The sequence below is a fragment of the Acidovorax sp. Leaf73 genome (genome assembly GCF_916855635.1).
Taxonomy (GTDB): domain Bacteria; phylum Pseudomonadota; class Gammaproteobacteria; order Burkholderiales; family Burkholderiaceae_C; genus Acidovorax; species Acidovorax facilis.
On sequence record NZ_CAKASI010000003.1, the window covers coordinates 114,002 to 132,115 of the forward strand.

An 18,114-nucleotide genomic window follows, 5' to 3' on the forward strand; every position below is an offset into this window, starting at 1 on the left:
CCCGGCGGCCCCCGCACCGGGGGCCCGCCTCATCCACCAGGACCCGCCATGTCTGCCACTCCCACCAAGACCCGGACCGCGTCCCCCCGCGCCGCCTCTGCCCGCAAGACGGGCGTGCGCGAACAGGCCGCACAGACCACGCGCGACAACATCCTGAAGGCGGCGACCAAGGTGTTCGCCCGCTACGGCTACGAAGGCGGCAGCGTCGAGAAAATCTCAAAAGCGGCCAAGTCCTTCGACCGGATGATTTACTACTACTTCGGCAGCAAGGAAGGCCTGTTCATCGAGGTGCTGGAGGAAACCTACCGGCGCATGAACGATGCGGAGTCCAAACTGGACCTGGACACCGCCAAACCGGTGGAGGCGCTGCAGGCGGTAATCCGCTTTGTGGTGGGCTACTACCGCAAGAACCCCGAGTTCATCACGCTGCTCAACACTGAGAACCTGCACAAGGGCAAGCACATCTCCAAGTCGATGCGCGCCCGTGAATACTCGTCGCCCGCCATCGAGGTGATCCGCCGCGTGCTCGAAAGCGGCCAGACGCAGGGGCTGTTCCGCAAGGATGTGTCGGCGCGCGATGTGTACCTGCTGATTGCCGCCACGGGCTACTTCTACATGTCCAACCGGCACACGCTGTCGGCCTTTCTGGGCGAAGACCTGGAGACGCCCGACGCGCTGGCGCACTGGGAATCGTTTGTCATCGACAGCGTGCTGCGCACTGTGGCGCCCGGCCCCAGCCTGCCCAAGGGCAGGGTCGCAGCGGCCTGAATCAACTAGAGATTTTTCCCTGCGGGGTGCCGCGTGGTGCCCCGCCCACCACCCCACGAGGAGAATCCATGGCAGAACCAGCAGCAGGCGGCAAATCGGGCAAGGTCGTCATCCAGAACATCGGTCTTTTGTTGTCGGGCGACCTGGACCGGCCCATCCTCGACGCCGACACCATCGTGGTGAATGATGGCCTTATCGTGGCCGTGGGCCGCTACAAGGACTGCGACACCGACCACGCCAACACCGTGATCGACGCACGCCAGACCTGCGTGGCGCCGGGCCTGATCGACAGCCATGTACACCCCGTGTTCGGAGACTGGACGCCGCGCCAGAACCAGATCGGTTGGATCGACTCGACCATGAACGGCGGCGTGACCACCATGGTGTCGGCCGGTGAAGTGCACCTGCCCGGCCGCCCCAAGGACATCGTGGGCCTGAAGGCCCTGGCCATCACCGCGCAGCGCTCGTTCGACAACTTCCGCCCCGGGGGCGTGAAGGTGATTGCAGGCGCCCCGATCATCGAGAAAGGCATGACCGAACAGGACTTCAAGGACCTGGCCGATGCCGGCGTGACGCTGCTGGGCGAGGTGGGCCTGGGCTCCGTCAAGGCGGGCTACGAGGCCAAGCAGATGGTGGCGTGGGCACGCAAGCACGGCATCCAAAGCACCATCCACACGGGCGGGCCGTCCATCCCAGGCTCGGGCCTGATCGACAAGGACGTGGTGCTGGAGGCCGATGCCGACGTGATCGGCCACATCAACGGCGGCCACACTTCCCTGCCCTGGAAGCACGTGTGCGAGCTGTGCGAAAAGTCGTCCCGCGCGATCGAACTGGTGCACAACGGCAACGAGAAGATCGCCATCCAGGCCGCGCGCGCGGCCATCGAACTCAAGTGTCCCCACCGCGTGATCCTGGGCACCGACGGCCCGGCGGGCTCGGGCGTGCAGCCCCTGGGCATGCTGCGCATGATTGCGCTGATATCGAGCTTTGCCGACATCCCCGCCGAACTGGTGTTCTGCTTTGCCACGGGCAACACGGCGCGCATCCGCAACCTGAACTGCGGCCTCATCGAGGTAGGCCGCGCGGCCGACTTCGTCTTCATGGACCGCGCCCAGCACACGGCTGGCGCCACGCTGCTGGAAAGCGTACAGCTGGGCGACATCCCGGGCATCGGCATGGTGATGATCGACGGCCTGGTGCGCTGCGGGCGCAGCCGCAATACACCACCCGCGACCGAGATCCCGGTGGTGCTGTAGCCCACGCTTATCCCACAAAAAAGCCCGCAATCAGCGGGCTTTCTGTTGGGAGAGGTGCGGTCGAATCAATACGTGTCCGCCACTCGCACCGCGCCGGGCTGTGCACGCGGGTAAGGTTCTTCAGCGCGCATGGCGGCGCCATCGTCCACGCGGAAGCCCTTGCCCTGCAGCACGACGGGCGTGCCCACGGCGGTGGGCTGTGCGCGGGTGAAGCGGCGCACCGAGCCGTCTTCCATGCGCACCGCGATCTGGTAGACCGTCTGCGTGCGCGTACGCTCTTCCACCTTGTGGCCCACGTAGCCGCCACCCACGGCGCCCAGCACAGTGGCGGCCGTACGGCCCGAGCCCTTGCCCACCTGGTTGCCCACCACGGCCCCCAACACACCGCCCGCCACCGCCCCCACGCCTGTGGCCGGGGCCGCCTGCTGCACGGCTTGCACCGACTCGACGCGGCCGCAGGTAGCACACAGGGGGGCCTGTGCGGCAGTGCGCAGCGGTGGCTGCTGCTGTGGCTGGTATTGCTGCGGGGGATGCCCGGCATAACCTTGCGAAGCTGCGGGCGGTTGATTAGCTACTCTATTAGTAGCAATATTTCTATTATCAACAAGCGCTGGCGCCGGTTTTTGTTGCAAATTCTCAGCTCTTGGCGCTCCTGGCGCAGGCTGCGCCGTCATGGCCAAGGGTTGCGCGTCGGCGGCGGCGGACTTGCCCGCGTTCTGCACCACCAGGGTCGTGCCCAGCGCCACCACACTCACGCCCAGCACGCCGATAGCGACCCACAGCCACTTGAGGGAAGGGCTGGCCGCGCCGCCAAGGGCGCCAGCCTGTGCCACAGGAACGGCGGAAGTGTGGGTGGAAGGCGAAACGATAAGACTCATGATTTTTCTCCGAAAGATCCAGAAAGCTCTGGATGAATGGCCGCCAGCGTAACCAGCCAGCCCGGAAATCCGGGCGTAGCGTCTGTAAAGGACGTAAGAACCTGTTTAAGAACCAGCCTATTGCGGCACATGCAGACGCCCCCGCGCTGCAGGTAGCGCACCCAGCTCCTGGAAAGCCCGGGCGCAGCTGGCTGAAAACAACAGCACCGCCGACGAGAAATAGATCCACATCAGCAGTACCACCAGCGACCCGGCTGCGCCATAGGCCGACACCACAGCCGCCGTGGCCAGGTACCAGGCCAGCAGCTGCTTGCCCACCGTGAACAGCGTGGCGCCCACCACGGCCCCAGCCATGATGCAGCGCGGCGGCGGCTTGGCCCCGGCGCCAATGCGCATCAGGCCCACAAACAGTGCCACGGCAAAGCCAAAGGCCACCACTTCATTGACCAGCTGCATGGCCGGTGCCAGCGGCGCCAGCGCCAGGCGCGAGCCCGCCCAGCCCGCCAGCAGGTGGATCAGCGTGGACAGCGCCAGCGACACCAGCAGCAAAAAACCCAGCGCCAGCACGTAGGCCAGCCCCCGCAGGCGCAGCGACGCCATGCGCCACCAGGCGGCCCGCTGCGGCACAGGGCCTTCGCCGCGCCAAAGGTGCTCCAGCGCCGACTGCAACTCGACAAACACCCCGGTGGCGCCTGAGACCAGCACCACAAACCCCACCAGCGACGCCAGCCGCCCCTCGGCCGGGGCCTGCGCACTGGCCATCGCCTGCCGCACCACGTCGGCCACCTGCTGCCCCATCACAGCCTGCACCTGTGCGATGAGATTGCTTTCCAGATAGCTGCGGTCCATCCACCAGCCCAGCACCCCCACCAGCAACAGCAACAGGGGCGCCAGGCTGAGCATGCCGTAGAACGACATGGCGGCGCTCATGCGCAGCCCGTCGGCGTCCAGCCAGAGCGTGGTGGCGCGCCAGAAAGGCTGGAGCAGGGTCCACACGGGTTTGACAAGGCGCAGTGCGCGGCGCTTCAGGGAGGGTGCTGCCATATGCGGCTAGCCTACGGCGGCAGCCCCCGCGCGTCCACCCGCGTTTCGCTGCAACTGCGGTAGGCCCGATCCCACATCGATCCCATAGCCCCCTGCAACAGTGGCCCTGCCTGTTGCCCAGGTGACCCGCCAACCCCCACGCGCGCGGATATTCTCAGGGCCGACACCCATCCACCCGGAGACACCGCCCCATGCACCCCCACGCCTTTGCCCACCTGCGCGCCGCACTCCAGACCCACGTCGACCAGGGTCTGCTGCCCGGCGCAGTGGCCCTGGTGCACCACCAAGGGCGCACGGTGCTGCACGAAGCCGTGGGCGCCCAGCGGCCCGGGGCAGGCGCGCCCGCCATGGCGCCCGACACCGTATTCCGCATCTATTCCATGACCAAACCCATCGCCTCGCTGGCGGCGCTGATGCTCATGGAAGAAGGCCGCCTGCTGCTGTCGCACCCTGTCTCGCACTACCTGCCGGCGTTTGCGGGCCAGCGGGTGTACGACGAAGCCACCGGCACCACCGCCCCCGTGCAGCGCGAAGCCACGGTGCACGACCTGCTGCGCCACACCGCCGGGCTGAGCTATGCGTGGGAGGCCGGCACGGTGCCCGACCAATACCGGGCGGCCCGCGTCGGCTCGCGGCGCCACAGCAATGCCGAGCTGGTGGCCGCGCTCGGCCCGCTGCCGCTGGTGCACCAGCCTGGCAGCTGCTGGGAATACAGCCGCGCCACCGATGTGCTGGGTGCGGTACTGGAGGTGGTCGAAGGCGAGAGCCTGGGCACCCTTCTGAAACGCCGTATTCTGGAACCCCTGGGCATGCACGACACCGGGTTTTCGGTACTGCCCCACCGCTTGGCCGACCTGGCCGAGCCGTTCGCGCGCGACCCGCAGACCGGGGCCGAGGTGGCGTTGATCGATGTCTCGGCCCCGCCCGCGTTTGAATCCGCTGGCGGCGGGCTGGTGTCCACCGCCAGCGACTACGCACGCTTTTTGCAGCTGATGCTGGGCCGGGGCACCGTACAAGGCCCGGACGGCCACACCATTCGCCTGGCCAGCCGCGCCACCGTCGGTTTCATGACCGCCGACCACCTGGGCAGTATCCCCACAGCGGGCGACATCCTGCCCGCAGGCTACGGCTTTGGCCTGGGCGTGGCCGTGCGCAAGGCCACCGGCCTGGCATCCAGCCCCGGTTCGGCAGGCACCTACAGCTGGAGCGGACTGGGCGGCACCTTCTTTTTGGTAGACCCCGCCGAAGACCTGTTCGCCATCCTGCTCACCCAGGCGCCGGGCCAACTGCGCACCCTGTGCGAGCTGTATCCGGCGCTGGTGTACGCGGCGCTTTGATGAGCACACCTCCTTGAGGAGCTGCGTCCCAGGCCGGGGCAGCGCCAGCTGCAACCGCTGCGCATGGCAACGGAGGCCCCGGCTTACACTCAACGCCCAATCACGGCACGCGACGCAGCTCCACCCGCAGCACGCATACCCGTCTCCCAGACCTCTTTTTTGAACCTATGCAGATCCGCTGCGCACTGGTCGGCATGCCCGGCTCCGGCAAATCCACCATCGGCCGCCAGCTGGCCCACCGGGCGGGGGTGCCCTTTATCGACCTGGACCACCGGCTGGAACAGACCATCGGCACCACCATCCGCAGCTTCTTCGAGGCCGAGGGCGAAGCCCGCTTTCGCGACCTGGAGTCGCAGGCCCTGGCCGACGTGGCCGGGCAAGCTGGTGGCATGGTCCTGTCCACCGGCGGCGGCGCCGTGCTGCGCCCCGAGAACCGCGAAACCCTGCGCCAGTTTGGCAACGTGCTGTACCTGCGCGCCTCGCCCGAAGAAATCTACCGGCGCGTCAAACACGACCGGACCCGCCCCCTGCTGCAAGGCGGCAACCCCATGGACAAGCTGCGCGACCTGTACGCCCAGCGCGATGGCCTGTACCGCGAAACCGCCCACTACGTCATCGAAACCGGCCGCCCCACTGTGCACACGCTGGTCAACATGATCATGATGCAGCTGGAGATGGCGGCGGGGGCACAGGGGGAGCAAGTGCCGCACGGCGCGTCCGATGCCCCAACCTCTGCGGGCACGCCGCACGCCGACCGCCCTTGAATCAATTGCTATTAAATCAATAGCTTTTTGCGCTTTACCGGCAAGCGCTAGCCGCCATTTTCATGGCTCCTGCAGCAGCGAGCAGCCCCCCCTACCGCGCCTGCAACTGCCCCTCAAACACACAGGCAGCGCCCCGATAGGCACCGCAACCCGTCTCGGACACCCAGGCCCGGCGCCCGTCGGCATCCACCCGCACCTGGACCTCGCAAGCGGCAGCGTCGGGTTCGGGCCGGTAGGGCTTGAGCACCAAGGTGCCTCGTTGCCACTGCCCCAGGCTGTCCAGACCGCCGCTGCACTGCGGCGATCCAACCGTGAGCGCTGCCGCCACCGCGCCGCGTTCAGCATCCAACACGATGAGTCGCAACTGCAACTGCCCCACCAAGGCCGGGCCTTCCCACTGCGCCGCCAGGCGGCTGGCTGGCAAGGTCGAACTGGCGGCAAGAGCAGGCGCCTGGGCCTGGGCCCAGCAGACGGGCTGGGCCAGTGCCAGCGCGGCCCACAGCGCTTTTCGCGCTCCAGCACACGCCACGCTGCGCGCCACGGCACCAAAACGTACAAGGGAGCGAAGTCGAGCGGACAAGGAACAAGTCATGGCAGAAGTCGGGCGTTTCAACGGAAGTTGGCGGGCACTATGCGCTGCTCAATGTACTGCCACAGGTAAGCCGTGTAAGCCTTGGCTGCACTGCCGTCGTGGGCGTCGATCATCGCCTGGCGCTTGTCGGCATCAGCCACGTGGTTTTTCAGCAGGCCTTCAGCGCGCGCATCGGTCAGCGTGCCTTTGAGGATTTGCGCGGCACCATTCGCCCCCTCGTGGTGGACCAGATAGATGTACTGCGCTTTCTTGTCTGCGGACAGATCGGCAGGCACCAGAGGGGTGCCATCGTCGTTGGTGCGGGCGCTCAGTTGGGTGAAGTAACCCTTGTCCAGCTCAGCCGCAGCCACGATGGAGGTGGTGGCGTCAAAGCGCAAGTTCAGCAGCGCAGCCCGGTCCACCACCTGGTTGGCATCGTTCACCTGCCCCAGGGACTTGGCCTGTTCATTGACGTAGCTGCCCGGCTTGGTGGCCGATTCGATCCAGGTGCTTTCCAGAAATTGCGTCAAGCCCCCAGCCTTGCTGGTGGTGTTGTAGCTCTGCGGGTCCCAGGTGGCTGAGAGTTCACGGCGCAGGGCCTTCCACTCGGCGGCCCCTGCCTTGTCCAGCTTGGCTTTGGGGTCCAGCTGCGGATGCAGCTCGCCAAAAAAGCGCTGGTTGGTGGCATCGTCCAGACGCTTGCCGCGCAGCGGGCCCGCTTCTGCAGATATCACGGCCGCAATCGTGGCGCGTGGGTAGCCCGTGCGATCCGCAGCCAGGGTAATGGCGTCGCGGTAAATCTCGTTCACGCCCAGGCGCAATGGATCGGTCCGGTCGCGCTCGGCATTCCGCAACGCGGTCAAGGCATTGGGCGCAGGCACGGTGCCAGCCCCCCAGAACGGCGTGGAGTTGGCGCTTTGCGCGGTGTTGCTGCTGGCGGTGGGGTTGAGGGTATCGGCCTGCGCCAGCATCAAGCCGGATTGCAAAGACGTCGCGGTGCTTTCGTTGGCAAAGCCCATCTCCTGAGACAAACTGGGGTCCGTAGGCGCTGCAGCAGCGCCACTGCCGGACAGTGCCCAAGTACTGGTGTTGGTAGTGATTTGCATGGTGAAGAGCTGTCGGTATTGATCCATCCCTGGGCACATGGGCACTGGGCCTCAGGCCATCCCCTGGGGCATCTGCCACTTGATGCAGCCATAAGGGATGAACGTGATTGAACCGGTTTTACCTTCGTATAGCTATACAGGCGATTCCTAGCTAGGAATCTCCCTAGCTGGGAAGAACACCTACCCACAGAGAGAAGAACCTCCCGGCCACACCAAGGGCTCGGGACGGAGCCCTGCGTTCGATCTAGCGGAAAGTCTGGCCAGGAGTCTTGATCGGGCAGCCCGAGCTTTCGCCCTGCCTGTCGAGGGGCTGTTCAGCGGAGACGCCCTGGCTTGGACAGGGCCAGCCGGAACGGGCGAGGGGAAACGGGCAGGACAAAGGACGAGGGCAACGGGTGCGACATGTTGTCACAAGGTCCTCAAAATCAAGCCGAATCAGCCTCCAGCGCTTTATCTGCAAGCGTAAATTGCTACACAATTAATAGCAAAATGCATCCAACGGCATCACAGATTAGGCGCCAGCAACCGCTCCAACACCTTCTCATCCATGCCCCGGCGCTGGGCCATGTCGTGCAGCTGGTCTTCGCCGATCTTGCCGACGTTGAAGTACACGGCATCAGGGTGGCCGATGTAGAAGCCGCTCACGCTGGCGGCGGGCATCATGGCCAGGCTTTCGGTGAGCGACATGCCGATCTCGCCAGCCTGCAGCACGCGGAACAGATCGGTCTTGGCGCTGTGGTCCGGGCAGGCGGGGTAGCCGGGCGCGGGGCGGATGCCGCGGTACTTCTCGGCAATCATGTCGTCGTTGCTCAGCTGCTCACCCGCTGCATAGCCCCACAGATCGGTACGCACGCGGTGGTGCAGGGCCTCGGCGAACGCCTCGGCCAGGCGGTCGGCCAGGCTCTTGAACATGATGGCTGAGTAGTCGTCCAGCGCGTCGATGAAGGCCTTTTCCTTCTTCTCGATCCCGAGGCCCGCCGTCACGGCGAACATGCCGGCGTAGTCGGCAATGCCGCTTTCCTTGGGCGCTACAAAGTCGGCCAGGCAGCGGCTGGGGCGGGTCACGCCGTCGATGGTGTGTTTTTCGGCCTGCTGGCGCAGGCCGTACCAGGTCATGGCCACTTCGGTGCGGGTGTCGTCGGTGTAGAACTCGATGTCGTCGTCGTTCACGCTGTTGGCGGGCAGCAGGGCCATCACGCCGCTGGCCGTGAGCCACCGGCCTTCGATGATCTTCTTGAGCATGGCCTGCCCATCGGCAAACACACGCGTGGCTTCCCCGCCCACGATCTCGTCGGTGAGGATGGCGGGGTACGGGCCGGCCAGGTCCCAGGTCTGGAAGAACGGGCCCCAGTCGATGTACTTGGCCAGCTCGCCCAGGTCGAAGTTCTTGAACACGCGGCGGCCCAGCGCGCGCGGCACGGTGGGCTGGTAGGCAGACCAGTCCACCGGGGTCTTGTTGGCGCGGATCTTGGCCAGGGGCCACAGGGGCGTGGCCTTTTTGTTGGCGTGCTGGGTGCGGACCTTGTCGTAGTCCGCGTTGAGCTCGTCCACGTAGTTCTGCACGCCGTCGCCCAGCAGGCTCTGCGCCACGCTCACGCTGCGCGAGGCGTCGGGCACATAGACCACGGGACCTTCGTAGTGCGGCGCGATCTTGACGGCCGTGTGTACGCGGCTGGTGGTGGCGCCGCCGATCAGCAGCGGGATCTTCTTGATGCGGAAGTGCTCGTCCTTCTGCATCTCGCCCGCCACGTACTGCATTTCTTCGAGGCTGGGGGTGATCAGGCCCGACAGGCCCACGATGTCGGCGCCCTCCACCTTGGCGCGCGCCAAAATCTCGTGGCAGGGCACCATCACGCCCATGTTCACCACCTCGAAGTTGTTGCACTGAAGCACCACGGTGACGATGTTCTTGCCGATGTCGTGCACGTCGCCCTTCACGGTGGCGATGACGATCTTGCCCTTGCTGCGCACGTCGCGCCCGGCCAGTTCGTCCTGGCGCTTTTCTTCCTCGATGTAGGGGATGAGATGGGCCACGGCCTGCTTCATCACGCGTGCGCTTTTCACCACCTGGGGCAAAAACATCTTGCCCGCACCAAACAGATCGCCCACCACGTTCATGCCGTCCATGAGCGGGCCTTCGATCACGTGCAGCGGGCGGCCGCCCTTGGCCAGGATCTCGCGGTATGCCTCTTCGGTGTCTTCGGTGATGAAGTCGGTGATGCCATGCACCAGCGCGTGCGACAGGCGTTCGCCCACGGTCTTGGGGTGCTCGGGCGTTCCGCGCCATTCGAGCTTCTTGCTTTCGTCCTTGGCGCCGCTCTTGGCGGTTTCGGCGATCTCGACCAGGCGCTCACCAGCATCCGGGCGGCGGTTGAGCACCACGTCTTCCACGCGCTCGCGCAGCACGGGCTCCAGGTCGTCGTACACGCCCACCATGCCCGCGTTGACGATGCCCATGTCCATGCCGGCCTTGATGGCGTGGTACAGAAACACGGTGTGGATGGCTTCGCGCACCGGGTCGTTGCCGCGGAAGCTGAACGACACGTTCGATACCCCACCCGACACCTTGGCGCCGGGCAGGTTCTGCTTGATCCAGCGCGTGGCCTCGATGAAATCGACGGCGTAGTTGTTGTGCTCTTCAATGCCGGTGGCTACGGCAAAGATGTTGGGGTCGAAGATGATGTCCTCGGGCGGGAAGCCCACTTCATCGACCAGGATGCGGTAGGCGCGTTCGCAGATTTCGATCTTGCGCTCGTAGGTGTCGGCCTGGCCTTTTTCGTCAAACGCCATGACCACGGCAGCGGCGCCGTAGCGGCGCACCAGGCGCGCCTCGTGCTTGAACTTGTCCACGCCCTCCTTCATGGAGATGGAGTTGACGATGCCCTTGCCCTGCACGCAGCGCAGACCGGCCTCGATCACCTCCCACTTGGAACTGTCCACCATGATGGGCACGCGGGCGATGTCGGGCTCGGACGCGATGAGCTGCAGAAAGCGCACCATGGCGGCCTTGCTGTCGAGCATGGCCTCGTCCATGTTGATGTCGATGACCTGGGCGCCGTTCTCCACCTGCTGGCGCGCCACGGCCAGGGCCTCTTCGTACTGGCCATTCAGGATCATGCGCGCGAACGCCTTGGAGCCGGTGACGTTGGTGCGCTCGCCGATGTTGACGAACAAGGTGCCCTCGCCAATGGAGACGGGCTCCAGACCGGACAGCTTCATGGGGGGCAGGGATACAGCAGACATAGGACTCACTCACCTGTGCAGGGGCAGCAGAAAAACAGGTGAGCGTCGTTGCGGTGTACGGTGGGGTGCGCGGGGCCCAAGCCTGACGAATCGCCATGCACCAAGCCGGGCATGGCAAGTCGCTGCAACGCTCCTTGGGCCGAGGGGCGATTGTAAGTTGCCCGCCCGGGATCAGCGCACTGGGCGGCGGCCCCGGAGTGCGGCCAGCAGCATCAAGCCCGCCATCAGCCACAAAGCCCACTCGGACAACGACGGAATCGCGCTCGCGGCCACTGCCGTGATGGTGTCGGTATCGGTGGCGCTGTTGTTGCCGGGGTTAGGGTCGGTCACGCCACCCGGGGCCGCGACCGTCGCGGTGTTGACCAGCGTCCCTGTGGCCGACGCGCTCACCGTGGCGGTGACGGTGTAGGTCACCGATCCGCCCGCAGGCAGATTGACCACGTCGTTGATGCTGCCGCTGCCCGCCGCCGTGCAGGTGCCGCCGCCGGAGCCCACGCAGGTCCAGGTGCCGGTCAGCACGGCGGGCAGGGTGTCTGCCACCGTCGCGCCAGGGGCGTTGGACGGTCCGGCATTGCTGGCGGTGATGGTGTAGGTCACCGAGCCGCCAGCGTTGGCCGTGGTCACGCCATCGGTCTTGGTGATGGTCAGGTCGGCTTGCGATGCGATGGTGTCGGAATCCGTGGCGCTGTTGTTGCCCGGATTGGGGTCGGTCACCCCGCCCGGCGCTGTCACCGTCGCGGTGTTCACCAGCGTTCCGCTGGCCGCAGCACTCACTGTTGCGCTCACCGTGTAGGTCACCGATCCACCGGCGGGCAGGTTGACGCTATCGTTGATGTTGCCGCTGCCCGCTGCCGTGCAGGTGCCGCCACCCGCGCCCACGCAGGTCCAGGTGCCGGTGAGCGCTGCGGGGAAGGTATCCGCCACCGTGGCCCCCGACGCATTGGACGGCCCCGCGTTGCTGGCGGTGATGGTGTAGGTGACTGAACCGCCAGGTATGGCCGTGGTCACGCCGTCCGTTTTGGTAATGGACAGATCGGCCTGCGGCGTGATGGTGTCGGAGTCCGTGGCACTGTTGTTGCCCGGGACGGGATCGGTCACTCCGCCCGGCGCTGTCACCGTCGCGGTATTGGCCAGCGTCCCTGTGGCCGCTGCACTCACCGTGGCGCTGACGGTGTAGGTAACCGATCCTCCGGCGGGCAGATTGACGGTGTCGTTGATGTTGCCGCTGCCTGCTGCCGTGCAGGTGCCGCCACCCGCGCCCACGCAGGTCCAGGTGCCGGTGAGTGATGCGGGGAAGGTGTCCGCCACCGTGGCCCCCGGCGCATTGGATGGCCCCGCGTTGCTGGCGGTGATGGTGTAGGTGACCGATCCGCCCGGCGTGGCCGTGGTCACGCCATCGGTCTTGGTGATGGCCAGATCGGCCTGTGGCGTGAGCGTGTCGGAGTCGGTGGCACTGTTGTTGGCGGGAACCGGGTCGTTCACGGCGGACGTCACTGTCGCGGTGTTGGTCAGCGTTCCGGTCGCAGAAGCGTTGATCGTGGCGCTCACCGTGTAGGTGACCGATCCCCCCGCTGGCAGGTTGACGCTGTCGTTGATGTTGCCACTGCCTGCGGCGGTGCAGGTACCGCCGCCTGCGCCCACACAGGTCCAGGTGCCGGTGAGCACGGCGGGAAAGGTGTCCGCAATCGTGGCGCCGACGACGGGGTCCGGCCCTGCGTTGCTGGCGGTGATGGTGTAGGTCACCGACCCGCCCGGGACGGCCGTGGCCACACCATCGGTCTTCGTGATGGACAGGTCAGCGTCTTGGGCATGCGCCGCGGTCGCAGCCACCATGGCCAACAAGAGCGCTGTGAGCCACAGAAAAACACGTTGGAGCATGGCGAAGTCCCGATTCGAAGTAGAGGGGTGACCAAAGTGTAACGCCACGTTTCCGCCCGGAATCTTCGTGCATGGCGGCACGCGCTGACCGCGCGTCCCGCGCTTGAAGCGGTTGAATAGCTCTCAACGCACCGGCAGGAACTGCAGGAACGTGCCGCCCACAATGCCCTGCACATAGCTGATGGCGGCGCGGCGGTACTTTTCGGTGGTCAGGGCAGCCAGCAGGTCGAGGCGCGCGATGATCTTGCCAAACTCGCGCTCAAAGCTCAGGTTGCGGCCTTGGGGGCCGATCTCGTCCGCCAGCAGCAGCGGCTGGCCCTGGGCATTGCGGCGCTGGGCCAGCAGCCACACGGCGCTTTCCACATTGCGGGCGGCGTTGTAGAGGTGCTGTGCATCCACACCGTCGAGCAAGAAGAATTCGATCTTTCCGCCATGGGCCGTGATGATCATGTCGGCCGTGGCATGGATGAAGGCTGCCACGCGGTCCCCGGTGAACTCCGGCGCGAACGCAAAGCCCATCGCGGCAATGTCGCGCCGCCCCTGCAGTGGTGCCCAGGGCTGGCGCTGCAGGATGGCTGTGCGCACCTGCTCGGCCGCGTGCTCGCGGCTGGTGGCGCTGGTTTTGCGCCATTCGGCGGGGTTGCGGCGGTAGAGCTTGTCCATGAGGCGGAACAAGCCCTCCAGGTTCTCGTGCATGGCCAGCGTGGCCACGCGGTTCATGTCGGACTGGGCCAGCTCGGCGGGCGTTGTGGCGGCACCCTTGACCTCGCCGCGTGGCGTGGGCGCATTCGCCGCGCAGCCTGCGAGCACGGTGCACAGCAGTGCACACGATGACATCCACAGGATAGAAAGGAACGGCCCACGCATGGGGGCCGATTATCGGGCGCAGTGTGGGCGCCTCACAGCCGGTTAACACTGTTTGAAGATCTCAGGCCACGGCCCTGAATCCCATTGCCTCAGCAGCGGTCTGCGCTGTCGGGGTTGGGGATACCCTTGATCGGGCACTCCTCGGTGCCCACCATGGGCCGCGTGATGGCCTCCACGGCCTTGCGCGTACCTTCGGGGTCAGTCACCCAGCGGGTGTAAAAGTCATACGGGCAGGCGGCCACACCCTGGTCCCCACCGCCGGAGTTGATCAGCCCGGTGTAGCCCCGGTGCAGCAGCTTGAAGAGGTGGTTCTCGGACTGCCCGTTCTTGCGGAAGTCGCGGATCAGGCTCTTCGACAACGCGGCGTACTGCACGCCGTATTCCTCCTCGCCGCATTCACCGAGCGTTCGGCCATCAAAGCCAATCAGGGCGCTGTGGCCGAAGTAGCTGTATACGCCGTCAAACCCGGCGGCATTGGCCACGGCCACATACGTGTTGTTGGCAAAGGCCATGGCCTTGCTCATCAGAATCTGCTGCTCCTTGGCGGGGTACATGTAGCCCTGGCACCGCACGATCAACTCGGCACCCTTCATGGCGCAGTCGCGCCAGATCTCGGGGTAGTTGCCATCGTCGCAGATGATGAGGCTGATCTTCAGGCCCTTGGGGCCTTCGCTGACGTAGGTGGTGTCCCCGGGGTACCAGCCTTCGATGGGGGTCCAGGGCATGATCTTGCGGTACTTCTGCACGATCTCGCCCTGGTCGTTCATGAGGATCAGGGTGTTGTAGGGCACCTTGTGCGGGTGCTCTTCATGGCGCTCGCCGGTGAGCGAGAAGACGCCCCACACCTTGGCCTTTCGGCAGGCGGCGGCGAAGATTTCGGTCTCTTCACCCGGTACGGTGGCCGCCGTGTCCATCATCTCCTGGGCGTCGTACATGATGCCGTGGGTGCTGTACTCCGGAAAGATCACCAGGTCCATGCCGGGCAGGCCGGTCTTCATGCCCACCAGCATGTCTGCGATCTTGCGCGCGTTGTCCAGCACCTCGGCCTTGGTATGCAGGCGCGGCATCTTGTAGTTGACCACCGCCACGCCGACGGTGTCCTTGCTGCTTGAAATATCGCCGTGAATCATGGTGAAGCATCCCTATCAATGAGAAATCATCCAGGGCCGTTTGCTCGGAAACGCCTTGGCGCCGCTGGGCGCCGTCACCGTGGCCTTGCGGCTTTGCGATGACGAACAGCAGCCACAGCCTGCAGGGTGTTTGAGGCGGGCGTAGTCGCCCGAGCGCTGCGGCTCGTGCCGCGCTCGCTCGTTGGTGGCGATGGCGCTGCGCGCGGACGCGCTCATGAGTGCCAGGCGCGGCGCGGTGGCAAACACGCGCGGCGATGCTGCGCCGCAGTCTGGGCAGGCAGCGGGTTCGTTGCGGTCGGCCAGCAGGCGAAAGGCATCAAAGCCGCCACACTGGGCACAGGCGTAGTCGTAGGTGGGCATGGCGGGTCCTTCTGCAGCAATGGTGTTTGACTGTCAGACCAGATCGGGCGACAGCGGCATGGCCACCGAGCCATCCAGGTGCTTGATCGGCCCCGCCGCACTCGGGTTGATGTCAAAGTCAAAGATCTGCGTGGGCAGCCACAGCGTGGCGCAGGCGTTGGGCACATCCACCACGCCGCTGATGTGGCCCTGCACCGGGGCTGTGCCCAGGATGGAATACGCCTGCGCGCCCGAATAGCCAAACTTCTTGAGGTACTCGATGGCGTTCAGGCAGGCCTGGCGGTAGGCCACGTTCACGTCCAGGTAGTACTGCTTGCCACTCTCATCCACGCTGATGCCCTCGAAGATCAGGTAGTCGTTGTAGGTGGGCGTGATGGGGCTGGGCTTGAAGATGGGGTTCTTGATGCCGTACTTGGCCATCCCGCCCTTGATGAGCGTGACCTTCATGTGCACCCAGCCCGCCATCTCGATGGCGCCGCAAAAGGTGATCTCGCCGTCGCCCTGGCTGAAATGCAGGTCGCCCACCGACAGGCCGGCGCCGTCCACATACACCGGGAAGAACACCTTGGCGCCGCGCGACAAATCCTTGATGTCGCAGTTGCCACCATGCTCGCGCGGGGGCACCGTGCGGGCGCCTTCGGCAGCCGCTTGGGCCTTGGCATCGCCCGTGAGGCGGCCCATGTGGGCCGTGCCCGCCGAGGGTGGGTTGGCCAGCCCGGCCGTGGGGTCTGAGTCGATGAGCGCCTGCTCGCGCGCATTCCACTGCTCCAGCATCTTGCGGTCGGGCAGGCAGCCAATCAGGCCAGGGTGGATGAGCCCAGCGTACTTCACGCCCGGCACATGGCGCGAGCTGGTGAACATGCCATGAAAGTCCCAGATGGATTTTTGCGCCTGCGGGAAATGCTCGGTCAAAAAACCGCCGCCGTTGTTCTTGCTGAAAAAGCCGTTGAAACCCCACAGGCTGTCCTGCTTGGCACCAATGTCCAGCAGGTCCACCACCAGCAGGTCGCCGGGCTCGGCGCCCTTCACGCCCACGGGGCCGCTGAGGTAGTGCACCGTGGTCAGGTCGATGTCGCGCACGTCGTCGGCACTGTCGTTGTTCTGGATGAAACCACCCGTCCAGTCAAAGGTCTCCAGCACAAACTCATCGCCAGGGTTGACCCAGCAGGCCATGGGAATGTCTGGGTGCCAGCGGTTGTGGATGTTCTCGTTCTCGGTGGGCGACTTGCTCAGATCGACCTTGATCAGGGTTTCAGCCATGGCGTGCTCCTTGGAAGGGTTGGGTGGAAGAAGGAAAAAGCGAGAAAAAATCCCGGCCTTACATGGCGCATTGCCGCCGAGACCGCCACGGCCGAGGCCAGGGACGCCAAGCAAGGGCCGCCCCGCAGCGAGGGCGTCGTCCCCCTTGAGGGGGAAGGCGCCGAAGGCGACTCAGGGGGTGTTTCATACCGACAGATAGGCTTTGATGCGCTGCTGGTCGGTGTCGGCGCGGGCGGTCTCGTGCACCAGGCGGCCGCCTTCGATGACGAACAGTCGGTCGGCCACGTCCATGGCGAACGAGAGCACCTGCTCGCTCACCACGATGGTGATCTGGCGCAGCTTGCGAATCTCGTTGAGCGCCTTGGCGATGTCCTTGATGATGGAAGGCTGGATGCCCTCGGTGGGCTCGTCGAGCAGCAGCACCTTGGGGTCGGTGACGAGCGCTCGCGCAATGGCCAGTTGCTGCTGCTGCCCGCCCGAGAGGTTGCCTCCCTTGCGCCGACGCATGTCCCACAGCACGGGAAACAGTGCGTAGATATCTTCGGGAATCTGTCGCGTCTTGGAGTTTTCCAGCCCGGTCTCGATGTTCTCTTCGACCGTGAGGGTCGGGAAGATCATGCGGCCTTGCGGCACATAGGCGATGCCCTTGGCCACGCGGCGAAAGCTCTCGTCCTTCGTCACGTCCTGGCCTGCCACGGTGATCTGGCCGCTCTTGACGGGCATCACGCCCATGAGGCTTTTGAACAGCGTGGTTTTGCCCATGCCATTGCGGCCCATGATGGCCACGGTCTCGTTGGCACGGCCGTCAAACGAGATGCCGTGCAGCGCCTCGCTCTGGCCGTAGGCCACAAACAGATCTTTGACTTCCAGCATGCGATGCTCCTGTGAAGGAATGGGTTGCTCAGTGGCCCAGGTACACGTCGATGACCTTGGGGTCCGCCTGCACCTTCTCCATGGGGCCTTCGGCCAGGATCTTTCCCTGGTGCATCACCGTGACCTTGTGGGCAATGCGCTTGACGAAATCCATGTCGTGCTCAATGACGATCACCGCGCGGTTCTTGCAGATGCGCTGCAGCAGCTCGGCCGTCAGCTCACGCTCGCGCGCGCTCATGCCGGCAATCGGCTCGTCCAGCATCAGCAGCTCGGGCTCCTGCATCAGCAGCATGCCGATCTCCAGCCACTGTTTTTGCCCGTGGCTCAGCAAGCCGGCCTCGGTATCGAGCTTGTCGCCCAGGCCAATGTCTTCGGCCACCACCTGCACACGCGCCTTGACCTCATCGGTGCACTTGAACGCCAGCGCGCCCAGCACCGAGCGGCCTGCGGGGTAAGACACCTCCAGGTTCTGGAAGACCGACAGGTTCTCGTAGATGGAGGGCGTCTGGAACTTGCGCCCGATGCCCAGCCGCACACGCTTGTGCTCGGCCATGCGGGTGAGTTCTTCGTTCTTGAACTTGATGCTGCCGCCCGTGGCGCGGGTCTTGCCGCAGATCAGATCCAGCAGCGTGGTCTTGCCCGCGCCGTTGGGGCCGATGATCACGCGCAGCTCGTTCTTGTCGATGTACAGCGTGAGGTCGTCGATGGCCTTAAAGCCGTCGAACGAAACGGTCAGGTCTTCAATGGCCAGCGCGAAGTCGGTGTTGCTCATGAGGAGT

Annotated in this window: 16 protein-coding genes and 1 riboswitch; of the genes, 4 read left to right on the plus strand and 12 right to left on the minus strand. The window is 65.4% G+C overall.

Annotated features, from left to right (window positions below; genetic code table 11):
* The first annotated feature begins 48 nt into the window (after window positions 1–48).
* Both LPA35_RS10330 and LPA35_RS10335 read left to right on the plus strand, forming a co-directional pair.
* The gene (locus LPA35_RS10330; protein WP_121421900.1) at window positions 49–768 is read left to right on the plus strand and encodes a TetR/AcrR family transcriptional regulator; all 720 of its coding nucleotides are present in this window, start codon (window positions 49–51) and stop codon (window positions 766–768) included.
* Between the two features lie 68 nt (window positions 769–836).
* Window positions 837–2,024 carry an amidohydrolase family protein gene (locus LPA35_RS10335; protein ID WP_228896914.1) on the plus strand — a complete coding sequence of 396 codons (1,188 nt, stop codon included), beginning with the start codon at window positions 837–839 and terminating at the stop codon, window positions 2,022–2,024.
* A 65-nt stretch (window positions 2,025–2,089) separates the two neighbouring features.
* Here the strand turns inward: LPA35_RS10335 and LPA35_RS10340 are convergent, their stop codons facing one another.
* Together LPA35_RS10340 and LPA35_RS10345 are read right to left on the minus strand one after the other, a co-directional pair.
* Window positions 2,090–2,902: a glycine zipper 2TM domain-containing protein gene (locus tag LPA35_RS10340; RefSeq protein ID WP_228896915.1), complete on the minus strand. Its 813-nt coding sequence runs from the start codon at window positions 2,900–2,902 to the stop codon at window positions 2,090–2,092.
* A gap of 117 nt (window positions 2,903–3,019) precedes the next feature.
* Window positions 3,020–3,946 (minus strand): YihY/virulence factor BrkB family protein, encoded by a 927-nt coding sequence (locus LPA35_RS10345; protein ID WP_121421897.1) that lies wholly within the window; start codon window positions 3,944–3,946, stop codon window positions 3,020–3,022.
* 191 nt (window positions 3,947–4,137) lie between these two features.
* Here LPA35_RS10345 and LPA35_RS10350 point away from each other — a divergent pair, with 191 nt between their 5' ends.
* Both LPA35_RS10350 and LPA35_RS10355 read left to right on the plus strand, forming a co-directional pair.
* Window positions 4,138–5,283, plus strand: a complete 1,146-nt coding sequence (locus tag LPA35_RS10350; protein WP_218301294.1) for a serine hydrolase — start codon at window positions 4,138–4,140, stop codon at window positions 5,281–5,283.
* 167 nt (window positions 5,284–5,450) lie between these two features.
* A complete protein-coding gene (locus LPA35_RS10355) occupies window positions 5,451–6,047 on the plus strand; it encodes a shikimate kinase (protein WP_121507910.1) in 597 nt (198 codons plus the stop codon).
* Between the two features lie 91 nt (window positions 6,048–6,138).
* Here the strand turns inward: LPA35_RS10355 and LPA35_RS10360 are convergent, their stop codons facing one another.
* The 10 genes from LPA35_RS10360 to urtD all read right to left on the minus strand — a co-directional run bounded on the left by LPA35_RS10360 (window position 6,139) and on the right by urtD (window position 18,107).
* A complete protein-coding gene (locus tag LPA35_RS10360) occupies window positions 6,139–6,639 on the minus strand; it encodes a hypothetical protein (RefSeq protein ID WP_228896916.1) in 501 nt (166 codons plus the stop codon).
* A gap of 17 nt (window positions 6,640–6,656) precedes the next feature.
* Window positions 6,657–7,724 carry a hypothetical protein gene (locus LPA35_RS10365; protein ID WP_228896917.1) on the minus strand — a complete coding sequence of 356 codons (1,068 nt, stop codon included), beginning with the start codon at window positions 7,722–7,724 and terminating at the stop codon, window positions 6,657–6,659.
* A gap of 504 nt (window positions 7,725–8,228) precedes the next feature.
* On the minus strand, window positions 8,229–10,967 hold the full coding sequence (gene metH / locus LPA35_RS10370) for a methionine synthase (RefSeq protein ID WP_228896918.1): 2,739 nt from the start codon (window positions 10,965–10,967) through the stop codon (window positions 8,229–8,231).
* Between the two features lie 33 nt (window positions 10,968–11,000).
* Window positions 11,001–11,109, minus strand: a riboswitch (S-adenosyl-L-homocysteine riboswitch).
* Window positions 11,110–11,138: 29 nt separating this feature from the next.
* A complete protein-coding gene (locus tag LPA35_RS10375) occupies window positions 11,139–12,845 on the minus strand; it encodes an IPTL-CTERM sorting domain-containing protein (protein ID WP_228896919.1) in 1,707 nt (568 codons plus the stop codon).
* Window positions 12,846–12,968: 123 nt separating this feature from the next.
* Window positions 12,969–13,712 (minus strand): hypothetical protein, encoded by a 744-nt coding sequence (locus LPA35_RS10380; protein WP_228896920.1) that lies wholly within the window; start codon window positions 13,710–13,712, stop codon window positions 12,969–12,971.
* A gap of 89 nt (window positions 13,713–13,801) precedes the next feature.
* Window positions 13,802–14,842, minus strand: a complete 1,041-nt coding sequence (locus LPA35_RS10385) for an aliphatic amidase (RefSeq protein ID WP_228896921.1) — start codon at window positions 14,840–14,842, stop codon at window positions 13,802–13,804.
* 15 nt (window positions 14,843–14,857) lie between these two features.
* Window positions 14,858–15,202 (minus strand): zinc ribbon domain-containing protein, encoded by a 345-nt coding sequence (locus LPA35_RS10390; RefSeq protein ID WP_057228095.1) that lies wholly within the window; start codon window positions 15,200–15,202, stop codon window positions 14,858–14,860.
* 33 nt (window positions 15,203–15,235) lie between these two features.
* Window positions 15,236–16,462: a formamidase gene (fmdA, locus tag LPA35_RS10395; protein ID WP_228896922.1), complete on the minus strand. Its 1,227-nt coding sequence runs from the start codon at window positions 16,460–16,462 to the stop codon at window positions 15,236–15,238.
* Between the two features lie 183 nt (window positions 16,463–16,645).
* On the minus strand, window positions 16,646–17,335 hold the full coding sequence (gene urtE, locus LPA35_RS10400; protein ID WP_057228091.1) for an urea ABC transporter ATP-binding subunit UrtE: 690 nt from the start codon (window positions 17,333–17,335) through the stop codon (window positions 16,646–16,648).
* Window positions 17,336–17,363: 28 nt separating this feature from the next.
* On the minus strand, window positions 17,364–18,107 hold the full coding sequence (gene urtD, locus LPA35_RS10405; RefSeq protein ID WP_228896923.1) for an urea ABC transporter ATP-binding protein UrtD: 744 nt from the start codon (window positions 18,105–18,107) through the stop codon (window positions 17,364–17,366).
* Window positions 18,108–18,114: the final 7 nt, after the last annotated feature.